Annotated in this window: 21 protein-coding genes; 9 read left to right on the plus strand and 12 right to left on the minus strand. The window is 62.9% G+C overall.

Features of this window, described 5'->3' with window-relative positions; translation table 11 throughout:
- Window positions 1–9: 9 nt before the first annotated feature.
- The 5 genes from ABIC76_RS06195 to ABIC76_RS06215 all read right to left on the minus strand — a co-directional run bounded on the left by ABIC76_RS06195 (window position 10) and on the right by ABIC76_RS06215 (window position 8022).
- Complete coding sequence (locus tag ABIC76_RS06195; protein WP_354533344.1) at window positions 10–2451, minus strand: fimbria/pilus outer membrane usher protein; 2442 nt, start codon at window positions 2449–2451, stop codon at window positions 10–12.
- A gap of 136 nt (window positions 2452–2587) precedes the next feature.
- On the minus strand, window positions 2588–3106 hold the full coding sequence (locus ABIC76_RS06200) for a fimbrial protein (protein ID WP_102065434.1): 519 nt from the start codon (window positions 3104–3106) through the stop codon (window positions 2588–2590).
- Between the two features lie 134 nt (window positions 3107–3240).
- The gene (locus ABIC76_RS06205) at window positions 3241–3984 is read right to left on the minus strand and encodes a response regulator (protein WP_354533345.1); all 744 of its coding nucleotides are present in this window, start codon (window positions 3982–3984) and stop codon (window positions 3241–3243) included.
- A gap of 62 nt (window positions 3985–4046) precedes the next feature.
- Window positions 4047–7187, minus strand: a complete 3141-nt coding sequence (locus tag ABIC76_RS06210; protein WP_354533346.1) for a YadA-like family protein — start codon at window positions 7185–7187, stop codon at window positions 4047–4049.
- Window positions 7188–7344: 157 nt separating this feature from the next.
- A complete protein-coding gene (locus ABIC76_RS06215; RefSeq protein ID WP_354533348.1) occupies window positions 7345–8022 on the minus strand; it encodes a response regulator in 678 nt (225 codons plus the stop codon).
- A 426-nt stretch (window positions 8023–8448) separates the two neighbouring features.
- Here ABIC76_RS06215 and ABIC76_RS06220 point away from each other — a divergent pair, with 426 nt between their 5' ends.
- Window positions 8449–11823: a hybrid sensor histidine kinase/response regulator gene (locus ABIC76_RS06220; RefSeq protein ID WP_354533349.1), complete on the plus strand. Its 3375-nt coding sequence runs from the start codon at window positions 8449–8451 to the stop codon at window positions 11821–11823.
- A 94-nt stretch (window positions 11824–11917) separates the two neighbouring features.
- Here ABIC76_RS06220 and ABIC76_RS06225 read toward each other — a convergent pair whose 3' ends face one another.
- On the minus strand, window positions 11918–13081 hold the full coding sequence (locus ABIC76_RS06225; protein ID WP_354533350.1) for a GGDEF domain-containing protein: 1164 nt from the start codon (window positions 13079–13081) through the stop codon (window positions 11918–11920).
- 350 nt (window positions 13082–13431) lie between these two features.
- Here ABIC76_RS06225 and ABIC76_RS06230 point away from each other — a divergent pair, with 350 nt between their 5' ends.
- Both ABIC76_RS06230 and ABIC76_RS06235 read left to right on the plus strand, forming a co-directional pair.
- Window positions 13432–13713, plus strand: a complete 282-nt coding sequence (locus ABIC76_RS06230) for a hypothetical protein (protein WP_354533351.1) — start codon at window positions 13432–13434, stop codon at window positions 13711–13713.
- 248 nt (window positions 13714–13961) lie between these two features.
- Window positions 13962–14165 carry a YMGG-like glycine zipper-containing protein gene (locus tag ABIC76_RS06235; RefSeq protein WP_027679852.1) on the plus strand — a complete coding sequence of 68 codons (204 nt, stop codon included), beginning with the start codon at window positions 13962–13964 and terminating at the stop codon, window positions 14163–14165.
- A gap of 69 nt (window positions 14166–14234) precedes the next feature.
- On the opposite strand, the gene ABIC76_RS06240 is transcribed toward ABIC76_RS06235, so the two are convergent.
- On the minus strand, window positions 14235–16913 hold the full coding sequence (locus ABIC76_RS06240) for a putative bifunctional diguanylate cyclase/phosphodiesterase (RefSeq protein ID WP_354533352.1): 2679 nt from the start codon (window positions 16911–16913) through the stop codon (window positions 14235–14237).
- Between the two features lie 136 nt (window positions 16914–17049).
- The gene (locus ABIC76_RS06245; protein ID WP_354533353.1) at window positions 17050–17409 is read right to left on the minus strand and encodes a hypothetical protein; all 360 of its coding nucleotides are present in this window, start codon (window positions 17407–17409) and stop codon (window positions 17050–17052) included.
- Between the two features lie 461 nt (window positions 17410–17870).
- On the opposite strand from ABIC76_RS06245, the gene ABIC76_RS06250 reads away from it, so the two are divergent.
- The 3 genes from ABIC76_RS06250 (at window position 17871) to ABIC76_RS06260 (ending at window position 20318) form a co-directional block, all read left to right on the plus strand.
- Window positions 17871–18161, plus strand: coding sequence for an H-NS histone family protein (locus tag ABIC76_RS06250; protein ID WP_009240021.1), 291 nt, complete (start codon window positions 17871–17873; stop codon window positions 18159–18161).
- A 106-nt stretch (window positions 18162–18267) separates the two neighbouring features.
- Window positions 18268–18996: a GntR family transcriptional regulator gene (locus tag ABIC76_RS06255; protein ID WP_102065424.1), complete on the plus strand. Its 729-nt coding sequence runs from the start codon at window positions 18268–18270 to the stop codon at window positions 18994–18996.
- A 260-nt stretch (window positions 18997–19256) separates the two neighbouring features.
- Window positions 19257–20318: a porin gene (locus tag ABIC76_RS06260; RefSeq protein ID WP_027679856.1), complete on the plus strand. Its 1062-nt coding sequence runs from the start codon at window positions 19257–19259 to the stop codon at window positions 20316–20318.
- A gap of 123 nt (window positions 20319–20441) precedes the next feature.
- On the opposite strand, the gene ABIC76_RS06265 is transcribed toward ABIC76_RS06260, so the two are convergent.
- The 4 genes from ABIC76_RS06265 to flgA all read right to left on the minus strand — a co-directional run bounded on the left by ABIC76_RS06265 (window position 20442) and on the right by flgA (window position 23532).
- Entirely contained in the window at window positions 20442–21164 is a 723-nt protein-coding gene (locus ABIC76_RS06265) for a LuxR C-terminal-related transcriptional regulator (protein WP_354533354.1), read from the minus strand.
- A 457-nt stretch (window positions 21165–21621) separates the two neighbouring features.
- Window positions 21622–22083: a flagella synthesis protein FlgN gene (locus ABIC76_RS06270; protein ID WP_004631399.1), complete on the minus strand. Its 462-nt coding sequence runs from the start codon at window positions 22081–22083 to the stop codon at window positions 21622–21624.
- A gap of 127 nt (window positions 22084–22210) precedes the next feature.
- Window positions 22211–22531 carry a flagellar biosynthesis anti-sigma factor FlgM gene (gene flgM / locus ABIC76_RS06275; RefSeq protein ID WP_102065422.1) on the minus strand — a complete coding sequence of 107 codons (321 nt, stop codon included), beginning with the start codon at window positions 22529–22531 and terminating at the stop codon, window positions 22211–22213.
- A 122-nt stretch (window positions 22532–22653) separates the two neighbouring features.
- Complete coding sequence (flgA, locus tag ABIC76_RS06280) at window positions 22654–23532, minus strand: flagellar basal body P-ring formation chaperone FlgA (protein ID WP_102065421.1); 879 nt, start codon at window positions 23530–23532, stop codon at window positions 22654–22656.
- A 428-nt stretch (window positions 23533–23960) separates the two neighbouring features.
- On the opposite strand from flgA, the gene flgB reads away from it, so the two are divergent.
- The 3 genes from flgB to ABIC76_RS06295 all read left to right on the plus strand — a co-directional run bounded on the left by flgB (window position 23961) and on the right by ABIC76_RS06295 (window position 25711).
- The gene (flgB, locus tag ABIC76_RS06285; RefSeq protein WP_102065420.1) at window positions 23961–24416 is read left to right on the plus strand and encodes a flagellar basal body rod protein FlgB; all 456 of its coding nucleotides are present in this window, start codon (window positions 23961–23963) and stop codon (window positions 24414–24416) included.
- 203 nt (window positions 24417–24619) lie between these two features.
- Window positions 24620–25027: a flagellar basal body rod protein FlgC gene (flgC, locus tag ABIC76_RS06290; protein WP_354533355.1), complete on the plus strand. Its 408-nt coding sequence runs from the start codon at window positions 24620–24622 to the stop codon at window positions 25025–25027.
- Between the two features lie 27 nt (window positions 25028–25054).
- Window positions 25055–25711 carry a flagellar hook assembly protein FlgD gene (locus ABIC76_RS06295; RefSeq protein ID WP_354533356.1) on the plus strand — a complete coding sequence of 219 codons (657 nt, stop codon included), beginning with the start codon at window positions 25055–25057 and terminating at the stop codon, window positions 25709–25711.
- Window positions 25712–25723: the final 12 nt, after the last annotated feature.

Genomic DNA, 25723 nt, shown 5'->3' on the forward strand with positions numbered 1-25723 from the left:
CGATTCGAATCATGAAGGTTTCCTCTCAGAAATATCGGCGCCCGCCGCGCACGGCAGGGCAATGGGATCAGGGGTGAGCGTGAGTGCGGCCGGCATGCTGGCCACATCGCACAAGCGCTTGTCCGACTGCCTGACAGAGAGCACGGTGCCGGGGCGCACGCCGGCCAGATAAACGACACCGTGTTCGCCAACGATGCCCAGCTCCTTGCCGGTGCCCACGTCCACGACAGAAGCACCGAAAGGAACGGCCTTGCCTGCGGCGTCGGTGAGCGCGACAAGTACGTTGCTTCCGTGCGTTGTGTCGAAGCGCAGGAAGCCGATGGCGCCATCCGTCAGGACGACGCGCTGGACTGGGTTGTTCACCGTGGTCTCCAGCGACGTGCGCTTCGTGTTGATGCGCGCGTCGTAGATGTTGAATGGCGCGACGGAGCCGATCACGGCATAGCCGCGCGAGTCCGTCCGCGCCTGCGTTCCGGCAAAGGCCACGCCGGGTACGCCGTCTGCGGAGACGAGCAGACGGGTGTCGCCGTTCATCCCCATGGCGTGCGCGGCGACGCCATACCGGGTGGCGACCAGCGAGCCATCCAGTTCGAGCGATGCGGCGCGATAGGTATCGCCCGTGGCGGACGCCTGCGCGTTCACCTGGACGGTGCTGGTCTGCTTGCGCAGGTTTGCGGCGAGTGATGCGCGTCCGTCCGTGGTGCCGGTGTATGCGGCATAGCTCAACCCATGGTCATCGCTGCCTGAGTAGCCGGTACTGAAGTTCAGCCCGCCGCCGCTGGACGTTGTGACGCTGGACGATGCCACCTGCCGATGCCCCAGCGGGATCGTCAACGCAAGAAACACCTGGTTGCCGCCGCCCGCAAAGCCGCGTGTGTGGTACGCAGACAGGTTCAGCGATACGTTGTGCAGGGTGCCGAGCGATACCGTCCGGGCAAGCGTCAATCCGATGCGGTCGTCCGGCGTCCGATCCCAATAGCTGGTCCGGTCGTATGTCAGGAAGGTCGAAAGCATGCCAAGGCGCTTGGCCAACGAAACCGAAACGCGTTGACGGCTGCCAGCCAATCCGGCCGCAGTCGGGTCGCCGAAGAACTGCGGAAAGCTCGTGTACGTGCGGTCGGAGAATCGATAGCCGAAGAAGCGCAGATCCGAATCCAGGCTGTCGAAGTGCTTGGCGTAGTTGAATCGATAAGAGCGTCCGGTCTGCGTCTCGCCGCTCCACCACAGGTGGGCCCGCGCGTACGTTACGTCGGCAGAGACGGCGCCCAGTTTGCCGAGATTCTTGCCCGCGCCCAACGCAATGGAGCCGTATCCGGACGCGCCGATGCCACCGCCATACAGGGTCACTTCATGCGGCAGGCCATACGCCACTTCAGCAAAACCGAACACGGGCGTGATGCCGTTGCCGCCAAAGAGCCGGGGGGTGCCTGTTGCAGCCTTGTAGCGCAGCTCACCCTCGCGCGCGAGAAACGGGACCGCGGCTGTGGTGACGGTAAAACGCTGTTCCGTACCGTCTTCTTCCTGCACGGTCACATCGAGCGTGCCTTGCACATTTGCCGAAAAATCCTGTAACGAGAATGCGCCGGGCGGCACCCGTGTGGCATACAGCACGCGGCCCTGCTGCGAGACCGTCACCGTGGCGTAGGTGCGCGCCACGCCGGTAATGGGGGCTGCGTAGCCGCGCATGCCTGGCGGCAGCATGCGGTCATCGCTCTGCACGGCGGCGCCCGCCAGTGCAAAGGTGTCGAAGATGTCGGAGTTCAGGTAGGTCTGTCCGAGCGACACCGTCGAGCGGATCGTCGGTAGCGCCCGATATGCATACAGCCGGTTGAACTGGAATGTGTTGGACGACCCACCAAAATCGGAGGCCGAACCGGAAGCCAGCTGTGCCTGGTAGTCGCCCCGAAAGCGCCATGCGCCGGCGTTGGCACCCACCGTGCCGTAGCCTTGCAGCGTGGTCGTATGGCCCGACTGACTCTGCTGGGTGGTGCCGATGAGCCTGTAGTCGAGCATCGCTCCAGGGATGCCATCGCTCCAGCGTTGTGGCGGGACGTAATTCGCGTCGGCATATTCGAGCGCGGCCTGCGGGACTGAAATCAGCAATCGGCCCGCTGCCTTGTCATGTCGGACGACGGCGCCGTCGATGCTTGTGAGGTCAACGCACTTGCCATCCTTGGTGGTGCTCAGCGACTTTGCTACGGCTGGCTTCAAGTCGAACTGGCCGACCAGGGCCGCTGGCAGGCATGCCCGGCTGTTGTTGTCCGGTGCCGCCAAGAATTCAATCTGCTCTCGGGAAAGGAGCTGCCCATTGAACACAACGTCGAGCAGATAGGCGCCGGGCGGCGTGTAATCGGCGCGCGCGAATTGCGTCAGATCCACGTCGCTCGCTCCGTCGATGCTGAGGAACGAAGTATTGAATTCAGTGGCGCCGGCGTCTGCAGCCAACCACATGGCCGCAATGCTGGCGCAGAGGATCCGTTGCTTGAAGTTCACGTCTGAATGGGCCGGCGGTCTCTCCGGCGAGCAAGGAGGGGACAAGAAAAAGGGGGCTTGCGCCCCCTCTGCCGCTCAGGCTGAAAAGATCGCTTTACTGATAGCGCACCGTGAAGTTGGCGACCGAGTTGGCCAGGCCGGGGGTGACGGTGGCGGCGGTCGACTCGTACATCGCCGCGAACTGCACCGTGTTGTTGCCGTTGGACAGAACGACCGGTGCCTTTTGCTCGGCGCCGTTGTCCAGGTATTCACCGGAGGCGGTCTGCAGGCGTACGCCGACGTTGGCGGCGCTGCCCGTGGTTGCGAACAGGCCCGGGGTGACGGTGTCGGCCGTGCCGGTGAACGTGAAGTACGCGTTCTTGGCCGTGCTGGTGTCGCAGTCGGTCAACTGGATGTTGAAGGGCGTCGCTTGCGAGCGGTCGCCGAGCTTGCTGAACAGGTTGGCGGGCACCTGGCCCAGCGAGACGGTTTGGTCGAGCGTGTCACCGCTGATGCCGCAGGCGCCGGCGACGATCTCGCCTTTGAAGGTGATGGTGCCCGGGTTGCCGTTGCCAGCGGCAAATGCGGAGGCGGAGAGTGCCGCGATAACGGCGGCTGCAAATGCTTGTTTCATAGGAGTGGAGTCCTCGTTGTTGTCAGGGCCTGCACGGGATGTGCACGCAGGTTGATTATTGGAAATGCAGTCATTCAGGAACATCAGTCCAGTACGAAATGCGTCGCGATGTTTCGTTGTTGCAACCCAGGAAGTCAGTGGTTCGATGGCATAACCGGAGGCGTGGCAACGGGGTACGCCTCCGTCGTCTCCCAACCGAGTTCGAGGGCGTAGCGATAAAGGTCCGCATCACGATCGATGCCGAGCTTGCGCATGGCAGAGACCTTCTGTGAGCTGATGGTCTGTTTGCCGCGTTGCAGCCGTTGAGCAATCTGGCTAACGGACAGGCCCGACACGAACAGACGGATGACCTGCTCTTCGCGCGCAGTGAGCGCTGAGCGTTCCTTTCCACCGACACCGCGTGATCCATCAAGCGTTGCCTGCATGAGCGGTGACAGGTAGGTCCGCCCGCGCTCGACGCAGCGTATGGCCAGCGGGATATGCGACAACTCGTCCGCCTTGCTGACAAGGCCGTGGATGCCCGTTGCGGCGAGTCTCGGGAGGATGGCGCTGTTGTCGAGCATGGTCAGCACAACGATGCGGAGCAGCGGATAGCGACCCAACAGAAAGCCCATCAACGGAATGCCGTCGCCGTGGTCGCCGCCGGGCATGGCGTAGTCGCTCAGCAGGACGTCGCACGGATGGCGGTCCAGCAGTGCGACCAATTCACTGGAGTTGCACGCTGTTCCGACGATCTCCATGTCGCCGGATTCTTCAATGATGGCGGTGACGCCCGCGACAACGACAGGATGGTCGTCCGCGAGCACGACTCGGATTCGAGCGTTCATGGAATAGGGGTTGTTGCGGTGGAATGCGGAAAAAAGGCGGCGGTAGAACACCGCCGCCTTGTGGCGCAGACAGCTCGCTGGTCAGGCTGGCCTGAGCAGCGCGGCTGCCGGGCTTACCACTGGTACGAGACGCCTGCGCCGTAGGTGCTGCTCGAGCCGCTGATGCTGGCGCCGAACTTGGCCTTGATGCGATCGCTCAGGCGGGTGCTCACGCCGATGGCCGATGCGGTATAGCCCTCGTACGTCGCAACCCCAACGCCCACTGCAACTGTCTTGCCGGCGTCAGCGTCCGGGATCATCGTGAGCGCCGTGGCGCCTGCAATACCCGAGTAAGCCTTGCGCGACACATCACCCAGCGCCTGCTGCACCATGCCGACCTTCTGGTCGGTGTAGCTGTTGGCGCCCGACACGGCTGCGTCCATGCTGCGCTTGTTCACGGCATCGGTGCTCATGACGGCATCTGCCACATTCGCCACGACACGCTCGCTGCCGACCGAGCCGACCGACACCGTGTTGTCGCGGTCGGTGGTCGAACCCGCGCCAAGTGCCACGCTGTTGTCGTGCTTGGCAGCCGCGCCCGCGCCAATGGCGACCGCGGTGTTGCCGGTGGCGCTTGCCGTGTTGGCTTGGTCGCCCGTCGTCGCCACGTGCGCGTTGGACGCGCCGGTGGAAATCACCTTCTCGATTGTCGTCACACGATCGCCGGTCTGGCCGATCGATACCGCCAGCCCATTCAGTGCGTCGCCGACGGTGTTGTACGTCGTGTTGTTGAGCGTGTAGGTCGGTGCGACGAACGAGCCGTCCGGTGCGAAGCCCGCACCGCCGCCCAGCGAACCTGCCAGGCCGCGCAGTTGCCCCACGTTCGCAGCGTCCGTGTCGGCCATGCCGGCGCGCACATTGGACAGCAGCACTGGCGTACCGGCAGAGCCGAACGTCACAGAGGTGCGGTTCGAGCCGGCGTCGTACGTGACGGCGTCCAACGCGGTGCCGTTCTGGTCGATCAGGCCGGCTTGCTTGAGCTGACGCAGGTTCACGGCGTCGGTGTCGGCCGCACCGTCGGCCACGTTGTGCAACTGCACGGGGCCGCTTGCCTGCGTGCCGCCGAGCGTCACGCTGTTGTAGTTGGCCGTACCGTCGGCATGCAGGTCGTAGGTCACCGCTGCAAGCGTATTGCCGTTGTTGTCGATCAGGCCCGTCTTCTTGAGCTGGCTCACGTTCACTGCATCGGTATCCGTGCTGCCTTCGGCCACGCCGGTCAGACGGCGTGCGCCTGCGGTGCCCGTGAAGTCGACCACGGTGCCGTCGGTGCCGCCAGCCACGGTGATGTTGCGCGTGGCCGCATCCTGCTGCACCAGGCCGATCGAACCCTGCCCAAGCTGCTGCTGCAGGTTGAGGATGTTGGTTTCGTTGTTGGTGACGCGACCGTCCAGGTTCACGATGTTGTTCTGTGCCGTCTTCAGGCCGCTGTCGATGGCGTCGAGTGCCGTGCCGACATCGTGCTGCGTTCCGCCCTGCACGTTGTAGGTCGGGCCCGACACCACACCGGTGTTGGCGTCAATCTTTGCACCGCCACCCAGGCTCGCGATGACGGGCGTGAGCTGTTGAACGTTGACCGCGTCGGTCGCTTGGTTACCGTTGGCCACGTTGACGATCTGGCGCGTGCCATTGCCGCCCATGCCCCAGCCGACGGAGACCACGTTGTCGCGGTCGGCCACCGAGTTGGCCCCCAGGGCTACCGAGTTTTCGCCGGTGGCGCTCGCGTTCGAGCCGATCGCAACGCCATAGGAACCGGCGGCGACCTGGGCTTTGTCGCCCTTGTTGCTCCAGCCGTCTGCCTGGAAATACGCTGTATCCGTCGCGCTGGACTTGGCGATTTCCGTCCGCAGTTGCTGCACGCTCACCGCGTCGGTATCGGCCACGCCGCTGCTGATGTTGGCCAGCGTGCGGGTGTTGCCGTTCTTGTCTGCAAAGTTCACGCGCACGCCGTCGGTGGCGGCGCCAACGGTCAGGTCAGCGCCGGTTGCGGCTTGTTGCACGAGGCCGATCTGCCCGGAAGAGATCTGGTCGCCCAGCTGCGTCACGTTGTTGCTGACGTTCGTAATCTGATCGCCCAGCTGTGTGGCAGTCGTGTTCAGTTGGCGGACGTTGACTGCGTCCGTATCAGCGACCCCGTTGCTCACATTCGCCAGCGTGCGGGTATTGCCGCCCTTGTCGGCAAAATCCACGCGAGCACCATCGGTGGCAGCGCCGATTGTCAGGTCGGCACCAGGGCCGGATTGCTGCACGAGACCGATCTGACCATTCGAAATCTGGTCGCCCAGCTGCGTCAGGTTGTTGCTGACATTTGTGATCTGGTTGCCAAGCTGCGTGGCCGCGGTGTTCAGCTGGCCCACGTTGACGGCATCCGTAGTGGCCGTACCTGCGGCAAGGTTGGTGATCTGGCGCTGAGCCGTGCTGGAGCCGACAGACACCGTGTTGGCACGATCCGCGATGCTTGACTGGCCCAGTGCCACGCTGCCCGCAACAGCCGACGTGTTGGCACCCAGCGCCATGGCGTTGTCACCAGTGGTCTTGGCTGCCGAGCCGAGGGCAACCGATTTGTCACCGGCAACGGTGACGCTGCGGCCGAATGCCATCGAATCAACGCCTTGCGCGTTGGCGCTGTAACCGAGCGCGAAGGAATTGGTACCGGTCGCCTTAGCGGCACTGCCCACCGCTACGCTGGTGTCGCCCGTCGCAGACGAGTTGGTGCCAAGCGACAGCGCATTGCTTGCACTTGCTACCGCGTTCTGGCCAATGGCAGTTGCCCAGCCGCCGGTTGCTTTCGCGCCAGCACCGATGGCTTGCGACCAGCTGCTTGCCGTCGCATATGCTCCGATGGCGACACTGTTTGCGCCAGTCGTACTTGCATGGTCACCGATCGCCGTCGTCGCGCCAGCGGTCGAGGATGCGCTGTTGCCGATGATCGTGCTGCATGCGGAGCCCGGCAGATAACTGGAGTTACAACCGGCTGCGCTGCCGTCGGCGTTATCGCCAATGACCGTGTTGTTGGCATTGCCTTGCTGCGCGCCGTTACCGGCAACGTAGGCGAATGCCTGCGTCGCGCCCAGCCCCAGCGTGACGGCTGCGAGAGCGATTGCGTGACGGACCAGTGCGCGTTGGCCGCTGGACTTCGTGCGGCTCTTTGCGGTTTCGGATGCTGCCACCCACGTGCCGGTGGCGATGTTGAAGATGGTGCGATGCGTCTTGTTCATGGTGACTCCGTAGGTGTGTTGTTCCGACGGGTTCACTGTATTTTTTTGACGCAGTGCACACTATCTGACGAGTACTAAAACGCCCCGCATCCTGAACGGAGACGAGGCTTTTCGTACTTGTACGAGTTGCCGCGGCTCTGAGGGATGAGGGTGCCGCTCAGGCCTGCTCTTCACGGGATTGCGGCGTCGCTGCCGATACCAGGCCGGTCTCGATTGCGTACCGGAACAGGTCGACATCGCGTTCGATGCCGAGCTTGCGCATGGCCGTCGACTTCTGCGTGCTGACGGTCTGTTTGCTGCGGTGCAGGCGCTGTGCGATTTCGTTGACGGACAGACCGGAGACATACAAGCGAAGGACTTCGCTTTCCCTGCGGGTGAGGGTTTGCTCGCCGTCGCCTTGTACGCTCTTTGCAGCGTCCAGGGCTGCACGTGTGGTGGGGGAGAAATACGGCTGGCCCTGCATCGCCGCATGGACGGCAGGAATGATGTGTGAGAGATCGTCCGACTTGCTCAGAACGCCGTGCACGCCGGCCGCGGCAATGGCCGACAGAATGGCGGGGTTGTCCATCATGGTCAGCACGATCACCTTCATGGCCGGATACCGGCGCATGACGAACGAGATCAGGGGGATGCCGTCGCCGTATGCCCCGCCCGGCATGGAGTAATCCGTTACGAGCACATCGCACGCGTGCGTATCGAGAAAGGCGACCATCTCGGTAGAGCTTCGCGAGGTGCCGACAATCTCGATGCCGTGCGCGTTTTCGACGGCGACCTTCACCCCGAGAATGATCGCAGGATGATCGTCAGCAAGCAGCAGCCGAATACGCTCGTTCATGGAAATCCCCGGTGGTGCGTTGGTTTTGCGTTGGGATATGGCACCTAAGTCGGCTCTACGGCCTTTGCATCCCATTGCGCGATGAGCGCGCGTCTGCCATGCGGAGAGGCATACAGGAAGGCGTTGAGATGCAGTATAAAACGCCGTCGCTGTTCGCAGGGCAACTGCGCAAACGCCAGCAGTGCTTGTGCGGATTGCGATGAGATGGGTGCGAGGGACTGTGTCGGCGCAGCCAGTTTGGCATCCATGATGAACGGTCCAACGTTGCGGGAACGTTAATTCTCCGCGCCTTGTTGTGCGCCGGTAATAGGACATAGTCGAAATCGCTTCGGCACATAGGACAAGTACGAACTTTCGGGCTTGGATGCGCACAGCGCGCACGATTTCAATAAAGTAGTGGTTCGGCATCCCTACCACCTACAGATCATGACCACTGAAACGCAACCTTGGTATCGCCGGGTACCCCGTTTCAAAGAGCTTGGTGCACTGGGCCTCATGCAGCGCGGCATGTTGTTCGGTGGCGCGGTTGTCCTGTCGCTTGTGATGGTGGGCGTCGCCGGGCTCGCGACCTATGCAAAGGTTTCAAACTACATTGCCGCCGGGCGAGAGATTTTTCTCACGCACAAAGCGCTGCTGCTGATCGACGTTGAGACGAAGCAGGCAGCGCTGCAGCGCGGTGTGATCAACGCCGAGTTTCTCTGGAGCGAGCACCGCCCGGCGCGAGAGGCGCTGCTACGCGACTTCGGGATGCAAGGGGGCCGTGCCTATCTCAGGGCGAGTCCTGAGCTGGAAGCGCAGCTATCGATGGGCGATATCGAGCAGAAGCGCCCAGAGAGCTACAGCAACTACCTGGCATTCAGCGAGGAGCAGGCGTTTACCGCCAGCGCCAGTGCTCGGCAGCGCGGCAGGCCGTTGACCGGCTACTACTACTCTCCAGACGAACGCTTCATCACGATCATGCCGCCGCCGCGCTCGGGCGACCCGATGCGCGACGTCAAGGCACATTCCCTTGCTGAACTCATTCACCTGCTTGCAAAGGACGTCGGCGATCTGAACGACCCTGAAGTTGACCGCCGCCTGTTGGAAACGCGCAAGGTGACCTGGGTGGCGCCGCACGTCGACCCGTTTACCGGAGATAGCGTCTTCAAGCTTGTGCAGCCTGCCTTTGAAGGTGGCAAGCCTTTCATTGTCTTTGTCAGTGACCTGCCGGTGAAGGTGCTTGCGGACCGCCTTGCCCAGGCGCCTTATGACGGCAACATGCTGCTGTTATCCAAGAGCGGAGAGGTTCTGCTGGAGGGCATTGGCAGTAAAGCCACGTCGACGGAAGCCGCACGTGCCCTCACGACGAAGGTTGTGAAAGACCGCATGTGGGAGCGCGGGCTGGTACGGCCGGACAGCAGTTATCGCGACGGCATTTTCACCATCAGTGAGCCGCTCTCCGAAACCGGCTGGGTGTTGGTGTACACCTATTCGTGGCGAACGATTCTGAACGCGCTGCGTGAGCCGCTGCTTGCCTATGCGGCGGCGTTGTTCATCGTGCTGGCCGTGCTCTGGAGCTTTGTCCTGCTGTTTCACTACCGCGTGTTTCAGCCGGCGTACCGGCGGTCCTTGCGGGTGTTCGAAAGCGAAAACCTGAGCCGCACCATCATCGGCGCTGCGCCCGTCGGACTCAGTCTGGTGGCGCTCGACTCCGGCGCCCCGCTGTTGCAGAACGATGTCGCCGGCCAATATCGGGCAGGTGGGCAGCCTCTGCACAGGCGGCTCCTTGACGCCTACGGCGCCGGGCAGGCCAAAGCCGCCGCCGTCGTCAGTCAGGACATCGAAGTCGATGGTCCGGATGGCCGGCCGGCTGAACTGCACGTCGATCTTCTGCCCACCAAGTACCAGGGCGAGGATGCGTTGCTTTGCAGCTTTGTCGACATCACCTCGCGCAAGCAGACGCAGCGTGCGTTGGAAGATGCCCGCGCGGCGGCGGACGCTGCGAACCGCGCGAAGTCTTCGTTTCTGGCGATGATGAGCCACGAGATTCGTACGCCGCTGAACGCGATCCTGGGCAATCTCGAACTCATTCAGCGCGCACATGCGTTGCAGGGTGCGGAGCGAGACCGCCTGAATGTTGTGGCCGCATCGTCCCATACGCTGGTTGCGTTGATCGACGATATTCTCGATTTCTCAAAAATCGAAGCTGGCCAGATGCATCTGGAGTCCATCGCTTTTGACGCGGTGGAAGTGGTGGAATCCGTGATCGCGGTGTTTCTTCCGGTTGCCGAAGCGAAGGGGCTCGCGCTCTATTACGAGATCGACCCCGCCGTCGCACAACGTTATGTGGGCGACCCAACGCGCTTGCGACAGATCCTCAACAACTTGCTAAGCAATGCCATCAAGTTCACGCAGGCGGGGTCCGTCAGGGTTGGCGTGCAGTTGCTACGCACACAAGGCGGGCAGGCTCGACTCGCCTTCAGCGTGACGGACACCGGCATCGGTGTTTCGGCTGACAAGCAGGAAGCACTGTTCCAGCCGTTTGTGCAGGCGGACACTTCCATTACGCGCAAGTTTGGGGGCACTGGTCTGGGGCTGGCTTTATGCCGCCGGCTTGCAGAGCTGATGAGCGGCGCTGTGAGGGTAGAGAGTTCGCCGGGGCGCGGCTCAACATTTACGGTAGAGCTGGTGTTCGATGCGCCCACGGCATCCGAAAGCCCAATGCAGCTGCTCAAAGACCTGTCCGTATCGTTTCTGTGTGAGGACGAGACCTGGAAGCAGGCGCTTGTCCCGCATCTACAGGCCTCAGGTGCCAACGTGCGCGTGAGCGCGCGTCCCATCGACCTCGCGGGCGAGTGCGACGTACTGCTGATTCATCACAGCGGCGCACGTTGGCTTCTTGCCGATGAGGATGGGTTGGTCCGTCGTGCCCAGCGCGTCGTGGATGTGCTTGATGATGGTCCGCGCGAGCCTGTGACCGAGCACGGTCGAACCGTGGTGTCGAGCTATAGCCTGCGCAACCTGCTACAGGCGTTGCGCACGTCTGCACCAAAGATGCAGGCATTCGAAGAACAGCCTAGCGAGGCGGAGACCCAACCTCACGCAGCACTGCGTGTGCTGGTTGCAGAAGACAATCCGGTGAACCGTCTACTGCTGCGTGACCAACTGAAGACGCTCGGGCATGACGTCACACTCGCAGCAAGCGGCGGCGAAGCACTGGAGCGATTCAATGCCGCGCAGTACGACGTCGTGTTGACCGATCTGAGCATGCCCGGGATGGACGGGTTTGCCCTGTGCCGGACGCTACGGAATCAGGGTGCGACCGTGCCTGTGCTGGCAGTCACCGCGCATGCGAGTGCCGAAGAGCGGCTGGCATGCGAGTCTGCCGGGATGAACGATATGCTCATCAAGCCGTTGTCGATCGATGCGATTGCGCAAGCCTTGGCAGGTGTACCCAGGCCAAAGGCGCCAGTCATGCAAAACGCGGACTCCCAAACTGCTGTCGACGCTGTGCGCGAGGACATCAGACCGCTATCGGGGGAAATCTGGTCGGCATTGACCTCATCGTTCCGAACGTCTGCGAGTGAGGCGCGCGCGGCCGTGGAGGCATCGGACTATGGCCGAGCCGCCAAGTGTCTGCATTTCATCAAGGGAGGCTTTGCGGTCGTTGGCGAAGTTCCGCTTACGGAGGCATCACACGCGCTGGAAATGCTCTTGCGCAACGGCGGCGATCGCGACGCGATCTTGCAGCGGTTACACGACCTGGAGGAAGACGCGGAGCGGATGTTCGCTGAGCGGGAGCCGACGGCTCGGCCGATCTGAGGAAATCGATTTGGCCTGGATACCGCCGGTCAGTCATTCGGCGTGCCGAAATCCTTTGGCAGCATCAGCACACCGGCTTCGATGTGCCCGCCGTTCACAGTGTTTCGGTTTCCGGCTCGTCGGCCTCTGAAGCGATGATGATCTGGTTGCGTCCTTTTGCCTTGGCCATATAGAGCGCTGCATCCGCTCTAGCGAGGGTGGCCGCCAACGTATCTCCGGGCATGACGCATTCGACCCCTGCGCTGAAGGTGCATCGCACGCCTTCTCTTGGCGATTGCTCGACCGCGAGCCGCAGTTCGTCCATCACGGCTGCGGCAGCGGTCTTTTCGGCATCGACAAACACAATCGCAAATTCCTCACCACCGAGACGCCCGAAAAGGTGGCCCGGTTCCAGCCGCGTCGAAATAATCGACGTGACGTGCTTGAGGATGCGGTCACCCACCGCGTGGCCGAAGTCGTCGTTGACGGCTTTGAACTTGTCGATATCCAGAACGGCAATCGACAGCGGTTTCCCGCTTGCTACCGCTTTGTGAAGCAAGTCGCTTGCCCTTGCCATGAACGCTCGCCGCATCAGTACGCCCGTGAGTTCGTCAATATTCGCGAGCTGCTCCATCCTCCGGGCGAGCTGATCGTGCGCGAGCATCACCATGCCTGTCGATAGGCACGGCAGCGTGACGATTGCCAGTCCAAGAGAAAGAACGTTCCAGGCTGAGGGTTGGAGAAAAGGCGTTTGCGGCATACCAAAAGCGATGGCAATCGCGCGCGTGAGGTGGAATAGCGCGCCCAGATACGCGGCCGCAGCAACAAATCGATATGGGTAACGCGCGCCATCCGGGGGCGCGTGGCGCAAGGCCAAGGTTCCAACGGTGATCCGCCCATAGGCGAGGATCAGGGACAGAATGCCGATCCTTGCGGCGGTGTTTTGCGTTTGGGTCGTCAGGTAGACCAGCGCAGCGGCGGCCATGACGAACGCAAAGGTTTCGATCCGCCGCCCGGGGGCTTTGCCGAAGAACTGACGCATGCCGTGTACGAGCAACAGCACGGCGGTCAGCGTAATCAGTCCGGCGCAAAGTGTGACGGCCTGCTTGGGCGGGGTACCGGCAATCAATACCGAGGCGGATGCGATTGCCAATAGCCCATGAGCCAAACACCACCGAGCGATACCGGGCACCGCTGTCCGAAGCAGCGACCCCAGGATGGCGACGCTCATCATGCAAGACACCATCACGATACCTATCAGGACATCAGGATTGAGCATGAAATCGGGCGGATGGCAGGAATGGACGGCGCTAGTAGGCGTACGGGATCAATTGAAATTGCCGCCCGACTGAGCCAGATCGGCGGCTCGCACTGCTGTGAAAGGGATGGCGCTTAAATACCGCTGCGCAACGGGCGGGCCTCGCCGCGCAAGGATATTCGCCACAACATAGTCTTATCGGCGAATGTTTGGGCCTCTTAAGGCTCTTTTTCGGAAATATGCTGTGCCGCCCGGCGTGATTTGTTCGATTGCATCAGCGCAACGGAAGCGTATTTGCGGTTGTACTGCGCTGAAGCACCGACCCAGTGCCTACGATTGCGATACGACGGTCTGGACTTGGGCGAAGTGACATGACGGCAGTGAACGGGCGCGGCTACGTTGGCATCGCCGGGGCGACGGTCAATCCGTGCATGCCGAGCCGCAACGAATCGATCGCTTCGCAAGGACGCCGCCAGCCGCCCCCACTTGTCCACAGCAACGCGCACACCGCTTGCAAAACCCACCGCAACCAGTTGACGGAAAAGGGTTTGTTGCACGATGTAACAGCCTCGTCCGATGTGGATAACTTTGTGCGGGTGCACCGGTTTCATGTGATCTGCATGTTTGCCCAAACCCGTCAAGCCCTTTTGTGACTTGGGTCTTGGCAGAGCGGGCGGGTTATGCACAGAACATGTGGATAAGTCTGTGGGAAACACCATCCGAGCCGCGTGGCGACGGCTTTCGGTCGGCGCTGCTTGCGAATGCGGCACGGCTGCTCAGACGCCCCGGCGCTGCACATTGCAACGATTGATTACAACTTGAAACAGCATGTCGCGCACCCGGCGACCACACTCCCGGTACGCGATTGCTGATCGCGACCGACGCATTCAAGGAGAAAAACATGGTTCGGGTACTGACGATTCTGCTGGCCGGTGCCACCTTGCTGAGCGCAACCGGCTGTGCCGACATGACGGCACGTCAACGCAATACCGCCATCGGTGCGGGTGTGGGTGGGCTGGCCGGCGCTGCGCTGATTGGCGGCCCCGGTGCCACGCTGGGCGGTGCCGCACTGGGCGGCCTGGTGGGCAACGTGTCGACGCGTTGATTTCGGTTCGACCTGCGCGTCGAGCCCAAAAAGAAACGGACCCGAGGTCAAACCTTTGGGTCCGTTTTTTTATGCCTGTGCGCGGCTTCGGGTGCGCAGCAGGTCTTCCACAGCCGACACCTCCAGCGGGCGTCCAAACAGAAAGCCCTGCACTTCGTCGCACGCATGCGCCGTCAGGAAGGCCGTTTGCTCGGGCGTTTCCACACCTTCGGCCGTGACGGTCATGTTCAGCGCGCGGGCCATCGCGATGATGGTCTTGGTGAGCGCAACGCAGTCGGCCACCCCTGGCACGCCGCTGATGAACGATCGATCGATCTTGATGTTGTGGATCGGCAAGCTGCGCAGATACGACAGCGATGAGAACCCGATGCCGAAATCATCGAGCGAGATGCGCACGCCCCGCGCGGCCAGGCTCATCAGCAGCCGCTGTGTCGATTGACGGTCGGCCAGCAGCACGCTTTCGGTCAATTCGAGTTCCAGCCGGCCGGGCGCCATGCCCGAGGCCTTGAGGGCCTCGTCAACGTCGCGCTCGATCACGCCGGCATCGCATTGCCGCGCCGACACATTCACCGCCATGCGCCCCGTGAAGCCGAACTTGCGCGCCCAGGCTTCGCCCTGCGCGCAGGCCTGCATGAGCGCCCAGCGGCCGAGTTCGAGGATGTAGCCGGATTCCTCCGCCACGTCGATGAACTCGCTCGGTGATACGGCGCCCAGCTCGGGGTCGGACCATCGCATCAGCGCTTCAACCGCTACAAGCTCGCCTGAATGCAGCGCGTACTTGGGCTGATACACGAGCCGCACCTGACCGCGCCCCAGCGCCCGCCGCATGCGCTCGTTGAGCGTGAAGCGGCGCAGCATCTGCGTTTCCAGCGCGCGTGAATAACGGGCGATGCGGTTGCGGCCGCTTTCCTTGGCGCGGTACATGGCGGCTTCGGCATGGCTGACGAGCGTGGCCGCATCGCCGCCGTCTTCCGGGTAGGCCGCCACGCCGATGCTGGCCGACAGATGCACCTCGCGTTCGCCGCCGGTAAAGGGGCGGGCCAGCGCGTCCAGCACCTGTTGTGCGAGCGTGTCCGCGGCGTTCGGATCATCGATGGCCACGCAGAACTGGTCGCCGCCCAGTCGGGCCAGCAGCGCACGCTGCCCCGCCTCGGCGCGGATGCGCTGCGCCGCGGTGTTCAGCACGTGGTTGCCCATGTGGTGGCCAATCGCTTCGTTCACGGTCTTGAAGTGGTCCAGCCCGATATACAGGAGCGCCGATTGCCCGGTGGAGGGCAGCGCCAGCCGCGCATCGAGCCGCTCGATGAATGCGGCGCGATTGGGCAGCCCCGTGAGCGAATCCTTGGTTTCCAGCAAGCGCAGTTGCTCGTAGGCGGAACGCTCGGCCGTGATGTCGGTAAAGATGACCAGCACCGCGTGCGGCGATGCGCTGTCCTGCGAGAACATCGGCAGCACCGACTCGCGCAGCCACACGATTTGGCCATTGCCTGCCGGCACGCCCACCACGACGTTGCTGATGGCGCGCCCCGTGCGCGCTGCAAGCGTGGAAGGCCATGCGGCGCGCGGCAGGATGGCGCCGTCTTCGCCCAACATCATGTCGCTCAGCGCCACACGCGGGCGGCCTTTCCAGGAGGCGCCCGACATGCGAAGGATCTCGGCAGCGCTGCGGTTGTACGACAGCACGCGGCCATCGGTGGACAGCGTCAGCACGCCCTCGCTCAGATGGTTCACGACCAGCCGATACTGATCGCGCAACTCGCGGGTCTGCCGATATTCGTTTTCCAGGCGCAGCAGCTTGACCAGCGCGGCGATGTAACGGCCGCACTCTGCGCGCAGCGTCGCGTCGTCGGTCAGGGTGGCAGTTTCAGCGTTGGGGAAGAAGAGGCAGAGGAGATCATCGGCGACGGCCATGCCGCCATGCTGGGCCGGGATGCGGCATAGCCATGCCGGCTGCGCGGTGTCCAACACGCGGGTGAGCGCTTCGCGCAACGCAGCGGGCGCATTGGCCTCGCGAACCAGTTCGATCGGCGCCAGCTCATTGAGCAACGGTGCGATGCGGGCGAGCCCGATATCGACCTCGCCCTGCGCCGTGGGCGACAAATGCGCGGCATGGTCGTCCTGCAGCGCCAACCGCGCGCGGGCACGCTGGGTGCCATAGAGCCGCGCCCGGCCCGAAACCACGCGCACGACCACACACAACGCCGATGGCAAGGCGGCTTCGAGCGCGCGCAACGCAGCATGCAGCCGCTCGCCCAGCGACGCGGCGGAAGGCAGCGTGGAAAGCAGATGATCGAGATGCTCGTGCGGCAACGCGGCACCGATGGCGTCGGCGCTCAGCACGCGCTCGCCGGCCTTGCCCGGCAGCTGCGCATCCAGCGGCAGCGGCAACCCGTGTACGACGACCTGCTGCGCGGGCAATCCGTCAAAGCGGGTCGGCGTGACGGTCAGGCGGACGCTGACAACCTCGTTGGAATCGCCGGCGGAGATGGCTGCGACGAGCTGCGCCGCAGGAATGACCCGTGCCTCCGACGGCATGGCATCGGCGTGTTCTTCGGTAGGAGGCTCCAGCCACGCGGGCACATCCTGGAAGAAGCGCGAGAAGGGCTCGCCCAGCAGTTGGTCGGCCGAGAGCGCCCGCACCATGCAGACGCCTGCGGCATTGGCAAAGACGATGCGGCCTTCGAGCACCACATAGAGCGGAACCGGAAGGCTTTGCGCCGACAACGGGTAGGAAATTTCGTCTTGCATCCCGCGCTCCAACCTGAGGTATTGCCGTCATGTCTTTAAGCAGGGACTTCGGGCGAGGGTAGCGAAAACGTGCCGGCTGCCGGAAGTCGGGGGCAATGCTCTTCATGATGCGCAAAAGTCGTGCGCGGCGCAAAGTCTAGTTTGTGGTCGATACAACACATTTTGATCTCGTTTTGTCGACCGTGCCGTTGTCCGTTTGCAGCGCGGGTTTCAAAACGGGTGGTTCGGATGCTGAGGTATGCGCCGGTGGGCATTCAGCATTGGCACCATGTTGACTTTCTCGCGCGGCGAAATGCTGATCCATCCAGCGATGCGCCAGCGTCAGGCCGATTGCACATATCAAAATGCATGTTCCCATTGTCAGGATGAAATAGGCGCTGATCCGTTCGATCGAACGTTCCGGAAAGAAGAAAGTCGCGGCGGCAAACACGGTGCCTGCCAGCAAGCCAAAGAGCAAAAGCAGATAGTAAAAACGACGCGGCAAGAGCGAATTCATCGTTGTCTCATCCAACTGCAACCAAGTGTGTGCTGTTTTGAATCGTTTTACCGCTGGGCCAAATGGACATGCCGCATCGTTGCGATCACGGTGCAATGGCATGCCGGCGCGCGGCGCCGTGCGGATGAATCGGTATTGCGTTTGCTGGACTGCTGCAGACTGCCGCCCGCGGCAAAAAAACCAGAATTGCGGGACCCGGCGGCGCTTGCTATGGTGGTGGCACTGAAATGCAGTGCGATACGCGCTTGTGGCTTGAATGATCTCGTACGCTAATCCGACGCGTCAATCTGAGTTTCGGGTTGAAACTGAGCATCGGGCGTGCCACAAGTTGATTCTTGGCGGAGTGGCGTTCTTTGAAGGGCCTCGATCAAAAACATTGAAATTTGATTTCAGTTATGAATACAATTGATCTAATATCTGGTTCGCACCAGATTTCACACCAGACTTTATCGGGAGCCCCTATGGCGACATACAAGGAATTGATTGCACAAAAGGCCAAACTGGAAGAGCAGATCGAAACTGCGCGCGCCAAGGAGCTGGAAGCGGTGATCCAGCAAGTGCGCCAGACGGTTGCCGAATATGGCCTGACGGCTGAAGACCTGGGCCTGGCCCAGCGTCGTGGCCGTCGTGCCGGTGCCAAGGCTCCGGTGCCGGCCAAGTATCGCGACCCGAAGACGGGCGCGACGTGGTCCGGCCGCGGCCGCGCCCCGGCCTGGATTGGCAAGAACCGCGATAAATTCCTGATCGCCTGATCGGTCGGCCCTGCCTGACGCGCAAGTGCCGCAATGCAAATGGCCCACCTGCCCGGTGGGCCATTTGCATTGCGGCACGCGATGATCGTTCCTGTATAACGACGGCATGACGCCCCGCCTGCCCAAATACCTCGAACTGGCCGATCGCATTCGGCTCGACATCCTGCACGGAGCGCTGCCGGCCGGCAGCATCGCGCCCAGCGAGAACGAAGTCGCCCAACGCTACGGCGTATCCCGTTTGACGGCGCGCCGCACGCTGAATGAGCTGGCGGCGCGCGGTCTGCTTAAGCGCTCGCGGGGGCAGCGCAGTGTGGTGCTCGATCGCGTGGGGCCGCATCGGCCGGTGCTGTACGCGCCGGGCCAGTCCGATGCGGCGCTGGAATATGTGCCGGGCGCTGTCTATACGGTGAGTGCTTTTCGACTGGAGGCGGCCGACGCGACCGTGGCGGCCGCGCTCGACCTGGCGGTGGGCGCACAGGTGGCGTTTGTGGAGCGCCGTGCCCAGGTGGAGGGGCAGCCCATCATGCTGCTGCGTACCTGGCTGACGTCGCGGCTGGCGGCGATGCTCGAGGCGCGCGACTTTGAAGATCGCCTGTTCGTGCAGGTCTTCCAGCGTGCCAACCTGACCATTGCGCGCTCGCGCGAGGCGCCGCTGGCATGTGTGGCCGATGCTCACCAGGCTGCGCAGCTCGGTGTGGATGCGGGCGTGCCGCTGGTGCGCGTGCGTCGCATCGGTTACAGCGTCGCGGACACACCGATTTCCCTCACGTACTGCGATTTTTCTCCCGAACGCTATACGCGCGAAGTCGACATCCGCGTGCTTCAAAACGACTGAAAGCGCACTGCGCCAGACCGGTGCAGAAACGGCGCCACACACCCTGCAATGGGGACTTGTCCGCCTGGGGTATTCAAGCTAGTCTGCGCCCCTTCCCGAGAAAACACATTCATTTGTGAAGCGACGCTTTGCCGACGGCGTATTGGCACGGCAGTTGCATTCACGGCGCCATCTCAGCAGCGGCGGGTTGAGCCACCTGCCGCCTCCACGCTGATTCAGTCGATTCAACACAACGGAACCACAAGAGGGAGAACTCAACAATGCAACTCAAGCGACGTTTTTCGCTGGCCGTGCTGGCTGCCGCCGCCGGTTTGACCGCAGGCGCAGCGCAAGCCCAATCGTCTGTGACGCTGTACGGCCAGGTGGATGCCTGGGCGGGCGCCACCAAGAACCTGGGCCAGGACCGCGCCTGGGGTGTCAATTCGGGCGGCATGTCGACGTCGTATTGGGGCCTGAAGGGCAGTGAAGACCTGGGCAACGGCCTGAAGGCGATCTTCACGCTCGAAGCGTTCTTCCGCCCCGATACGGGCAAGTCCGGCCGCTTTGACGGCGACCACTTCTTCGCACGTAATTCGTTTGTCGGTCTGCAGTCGAATAGCTGGGGCTCGATCAAGCTGGGCCGCAACACGCCGCCGTACTTCGTTTCGACGATCCTGTTTAACCCGTTCATCGATTCGTACACGTTCTCGCCGATGGTGTTCCACACCTACCTCGGCAACGGCCGTTCGGGCGCCGCGGGCATCTCGGGCCTGGTCGGCGATTCGGGCTGGGACAACTCGATCATGTACTCCACGCCGGACATGGGCGGCCTGACGGGCACCCTGATCTACGGCGCTGGCGAGCAGGCCGGCCACAACGGTCAGAACAAGTGGGGCGGCAGCCTGCTGTTCTTCCGCGGCAATTTTGCGGCCACGGCGGCGTTCCAGCAGGTGCGCTACGACGGCGCACCGGGCGATCTGAACAGCCTGGTGGCGGGCTTTGCGCGCCAGACGGCGGGGCAGCTGGGTGCGACGTATGACTTTGGCGTGGTCAAGCTGTACGGCCAATACCAGTACATCAAGAACACGATCAGCACCGGCGACGCCAAGAGCAACGGCGGCCAGCTGGGCGTGTCGATCCCGGTCGGCCCGGGCAGCATCCTGGCGTCGTACGCGTACACGAAGACTTCGGGCGCGGCCGACGTGAAGCGCAACACCTGGGCGGTCGGTTACGACTATTCGCTGTCCAAGCGCACCGATGTGTATGCGGCGTATTTCCGCGACAAGGTGTCGGACCTGTCGACGGCCGACACCTTCGGCGTAGGCATCCGCGCAAAGTTCTAAGCCTTTCGCGTTTTGCTTTCCTTGTCACCGCCCGCGTCTCGACAGCGTGGGCGGCCATTTGCAACGGCGTCCGGATTCCGGGCGCCGTTTTTTGTTGTGCGCAAGACGGGGGAGGGCGGAGGGTCAGCCCGTGCGGGCCAGGCGCAGCAGAGGTGAAGGCAGCGAAGAGGACTCTGCCCCAATGTTCGGCTGATTCAGCAGCATGGCGCCGCGCTGCGTCGCCACGAAAACGGCCTCGGTACGGCTGCGCACTTCCAGCCGGCGATACAGCGCGTTGATATGCGCCTTCGTTGTCGCCTCGGAAATGCTCAGCATGCGGCTGATAGTTTTGACCGGATGCCCCCGTGACAGCAAGACGAGAATTTCATATTGACGCTGCGTCAGGCCGAGCAAGGCGCAATCGTCATTACCATTTCCGCTGGAAGCACCTGCCGCAATGGCTTCAGGTCTGGTCAGCACAATCGACGCCGGCACATAACGGCCGCCGGCGAGCACCAATTCCAATGCCGCCGCAATCAATTTGCCGGAATAGCTTTTCAGCAGATAGGCAGAGACATTCAATTGCATCAGCGTGCGGACATGGGCGGCGGAATCGGTTTCGCCCAGCACGGCAACATGTCGGGGATGTGGCTGTTGCAACAGCCGCGAGAGGGCGGGCAGATCGTCGATGCCCGGCAGGGGCAGGCCGATCAGGGCCAATTCGGCGTCCGCATGCGCCGCGAGATTCTCAAAGAGGGCTTCGTCCGGCTCGACGCTGACCACCTCGGTAATGGCCGGCAAGGATTGCAACACATGGGTCGCGCCGGCACGCACCAAAGGGTGTGCCTCCACTACGATTGATTTCACTGCGCCGCCTGTCTGGTTATGGTTTGTTTGTCCATTTCCGGAATCAGCCTGTTGCCGCGTCTATTTGAACTTGTGGTCCAAAATCAATGCAGCCGTGCCCTTGGAAATGCTTTTGGCGCGCGGTCTCGGTATATTTCCCCGTTCAACCGGCAGTCACCGCAGTACGGTGCCGCCGGGCCGAAACCTTGGCTCGCCATTCAGGCGCAATTTCCTTCCGGTTTTTCTTGTTTATGTCGCCAGGCGCGGAGGATTAACTCCGCCAAAATCGCAGAATAAATCCCCAGCATGCTTGTTGCACCCATCAATGGGATGTAAACCTTTTTGTTTACCCCGATCGGTGGTGTGCTAGACCCCCCTATACATAGCAGGATCAGACGGCAGCAGCTAGCCCCACTTCACGCCCATTGACGTGAGCGTAAAGCGCGGCTTTTGTACCCAAAAAGCGTGTTTTGGTGGCTTATTGCGCGACCACCGAGAAGCGCGGCATCGATAGCGGCTGTTTGCCGTCGCGGCCGTACGGTGTGCCGCCGCCGTTGTTGGCAGCATGCAGGACGGACAGCGCGTTCTGCGTGGCGCGCAGGCGCAGGTCGATCAGGGTGCCGTTGTCGATGTTGCGCTGGCGCAGCAGGCGGGCCAGCGCGAGGTTCTCGTCGAACAGGCGGCTGGCGGTTTCGTCGGTGCGCAGGTATTTGACCAGCCCGTACGGATCGGCACCGCCGTGCTGGGCCCACCACAGGCGGCGGTCACGGTCGGCTTCGCCCAGGGCGGCGAGCTGTTTTTGCTTGGTCTGGGTGATGCGCTCGAGTTCGACCATGTCGCCATCGCGCAACGCCTGCGCTTCGGCATCCAGGGTGAGGGTGGCGGCGCGCAGCAGTTCCTGCTCGTCGGCAAGGGTGCGGATCAGCAGTGTGTTGTCCATGGTGACTACCTCAGGCTCAGACTTGGAAGCTTGGGCAGCCGCCGGCTGGCACACCGCCCCGCCGCGATCAGTCCGAACGGACCGGCGGCGTCAGAAAATACAGGGGACGGACGACGGGAAACCCCCGTCAGACCTTCTTGGAGCGCGTGGAGAGCAGCGATTGCGCGTCGGAAAGCGCCGCATCGGCGATCTTGCCGGCGTCCATCTTGAGCGTGCCGTTCTGAATGGCACTGCGGATCTGCTCGACGCGTGCGGCGTCGAAGTCGCCGCTGCCCACTTGGCGCGAGACTTGTTGGACCGACAGCGACGGCGAATCGCCGGTGTGGCGCGTGGGGCCCGAAGCCGTCGTAGCGGCCGGGGACGAACCGGTCGCGCGCGTCGACCCGGACGCAGCGTCCTTGGTCGGCGCAACGGCCGGCGTATTGTTCACGATATGGTTGATTTTCACGGGTGTCTCCGAAGAGCGCGTTCATCCTAACACCCATATCGGCCAACCCCGGCCCAAACTTTAGCGGCAGGTATCGATCACGCATCACAGTAGAAAAGTGATCCGCCGTTATCAATCTGATCCTAAAACTGGATCGCCACGACGCCGGCGGACTGTGCGATGCCCGAGACGACATTGCCGTTGGCGGTGCGCACCTGCGCCACCTGGCCCACGGCGGCCTGGTTCAAGGCCCGGCCGTCGCTGCTGACCTGGAAGCCGCCGCCCTCGGCGACGATCTTGACGGTCTGGCCAGCCTGCACCGCAACGGGCAGGCGCAGGCTTTCGGCGCGCAGCGGCTGGTTGGCGGCCACGCTGGTGAGCAGTACACGCCCCACCACATCGGCCGGCTGCTGCACGACCGACGCCGGCAGCGTGGAGAGATCGCCCGTACGCGCTTCCAGATCGCCCATATCGAGCGTCTTGCCGGGCGGCAACGGGTGCGAAGCGACGTAGTACGTCCCCGTGATCTGGATGGTGGCCGGCACCCAGGCCGCCCAGGCGTGCGGCGAGCGGCAGCGCACGCCTACTTGTATACGGCCGCGCAGGCGGTTGGCCGCCGGCAGCATCAAGTCGATCTGGTCGCAGGGCTGGTTGGCCACGCGTGGGTCAATGGGGCCGACTTCCACGGAGGCACGTGGCGCACCCGTCTCATTCGTGCCGCCCAGGATGTCCAGTTGCGATTGCAGCTGTTGCTGAATCTGCATCTGGATGGCGTTCGGCCCCTGGATGGTCGTGGCTTGCGGCTGTTGCGCGGCTTGAGCAGGCATGGGCGCGTTGGCAGCGGCAGGCGGATAGCCGACGCGCATCATGCCCTGGGCGTGCGCCAGGATCGGATGCACGAGGCTGGCCAGCAGGCCCAGCGCCAGGATCAGCAGCAGCTTGCGCTGACGCCCCGCCAGCGGCATGGCCGCTGTGACAGGTCGGATCGGGTGGTGCGTGCTGCGTGCAAACCGCGTGGACATGGAAAGCCCCTTCATCAAAAGTCCGGTGAAGTGTAGCCACGCGTGCGCGAGGGCCAAATGCGGAAATGTCGGCCAATCCCCCCCTTATTCCAACGAATGGTCTTGCACACCGGCCCCTAGACTTTGCAACGTGGTGAAGTCCCTGGCGTTGCGCGGTTCCTGGCCGTGCAGCCTGCCCCGGTAGATCGGTTTCCCGGCCAGATATCGGATTCGCAGACAGGTCTTTTCCACTGAGGTGCATGACGGCAACTCAGCATGACAAGCGGTTCAGCGGTTTTGGAGACGGCATCGGCGGTTTTGAAGGGGCCGCTGATGCCGAGTTCTCCTGCCCAAGGGAACGCGCAATACGTAAACGCAAACGCAAGACAGAACGCAACCCCGGCGGGTGGCAGCAATTACCAGGACGCCACGCGCAAGGAATGACAGACATGGTCGACAAGCTGGATCAGTTGTTCGGTTTTCAGGAGCAGGCGTTGCACCTGCGCTCGCAGCGCCACCAGATTCTGGCCTCGAACATCGCCAACGCCGATACGCCCAACTACAAGGCGCGCGACTTCGATTTTCAGTCGGCGCTGCAGAAGGCGGTCGGCCAGCAAGGCGGTAACAGCCTGCCGATGACGGCAACGGCTGCGGGCCACCTGAGCGTGGATGGCGCGCCGGCCGGCGATGTGTCGCTGATGCAGGCATCGCTGTCGCAGCAGACGAAGGCGCTGCAGGGCGAGATGCAGTACCGCACGTCGCAGCAGCCGTCCATCGACGGCAACACGGTCGACATGGATGGCGAGCGCATGCGCTTTGCCGACAACACCGTGCGTTACGAGGCCGATCTGAGCATCGTGACGCAGAAGATCAAGTCGATGCTGGCGGCCATTCAGAACAGCTAGCGCGATGTAGCACCAGCAGCAACAGCAAGAGCAGCAGACAGGCATTAAGACGACCGCGCAGCGATCACGCGCGGCGAAAGAGGGGCGGGAACTGTGTGGCGCTCCGGGCCGGGAGAGTTCGGTCCGGAGCAAGCCGCCATACAGAACACCGGATCGGTCCGGCAGGCATGCCGGCAACAGTGTTTGAAGACATCGGAATCAACATGTCGCTATTCAAGGTGATGGATGTAGCGGGCAGCGCGCTCACCGCGCAGTCCAAGCGCATGAACGTGGTCGCCTCCAACCTGGCCAACGCAGAAAGCGTGACGGGCCCGGACGGCAAGGCGTATCGCGCCAAGCAGGTGGTGTTCTCGCCCGCGCAGCAGTCAGACGACTACGCCACCGGCGTGTCGGTCGACCGCGTGGTGGAAGACACCGTCACCCCCATGAAGCGCATGCACCAGCCGGGCAACCCGCTGGCCGATGCCGACGGCTACGTGACCATGCCGAACGTCGATGTGGTGGACGAAATGGTCAACATGATTTCTGCGTCGCGCTCATACCAGGCCAACGTGGAAGTCGCCAACACCACCAAGACGATGGCTTCCAAGGCTCTGACCCTGGGCCAGTAAGCGGCACCTTCCTAGCGAGACACGAACATGACCGTCAGCTCAACCACCAACACGACCAGCACCGCGGGCACGACCACCGGCAACCAGCTGGCCATCACCACCGGCAACGACCTGCAGAACACGTTCATGCAACTGCTCGTGGCGCAGTTGAAGAACCAGGATCCGCTCAACCCGATGGACAACTCGCAGATGACCTCGCAGCTTGCGCAGATCAACACTGTGAACGGCATCCAGCAGTTGAACACCACGATGTCGAGCATGCTCACGCAGAACGCCGCAACGCAGGCGTCGTCGATGATCGGCCGCACGGTGCAGGTGCCGACCAACAACCTGACGCTGGCCTCGGGCGCTGCCAACTTCGGCGTCTCGGTGCCCAACGGCGCCGACGACGTCGTCGTCACGATCACGAATGCGGCCGGCGTTGCCGTGCGCACCGTGGACCTCGGCCAGATGACGGCCGGCAGCGGCAACTACACCTGGAACGGCAAGGACGACAAGGGCAACCAGCTTGCCGACGGCGCCTATTCCATCAAGGTGACGGCCACGCAGGGTGGGAAGGTCGTCACGGCAAACGCGCTGGGCACCGACAAGGTGGCCGGCGTCACGATCAACAACGGCACGATGCAGCTGGCACTGGCGTCTGGCGGAACCGCCAGGCTGTCCGACGTTGCATCGATTCAGTAATCACCGGTCAAC

The organism is Ralstonia sp. 1138 (genome assembly GCF_040544795.1).
GTDB classification, from domain to species: domain Bacteria; phylum Pseudomonadota; class Gammaproteobacteria; order Burkholderiales; family Burkholderiaceae; genus Ralstonia; species Ralstonia flatus.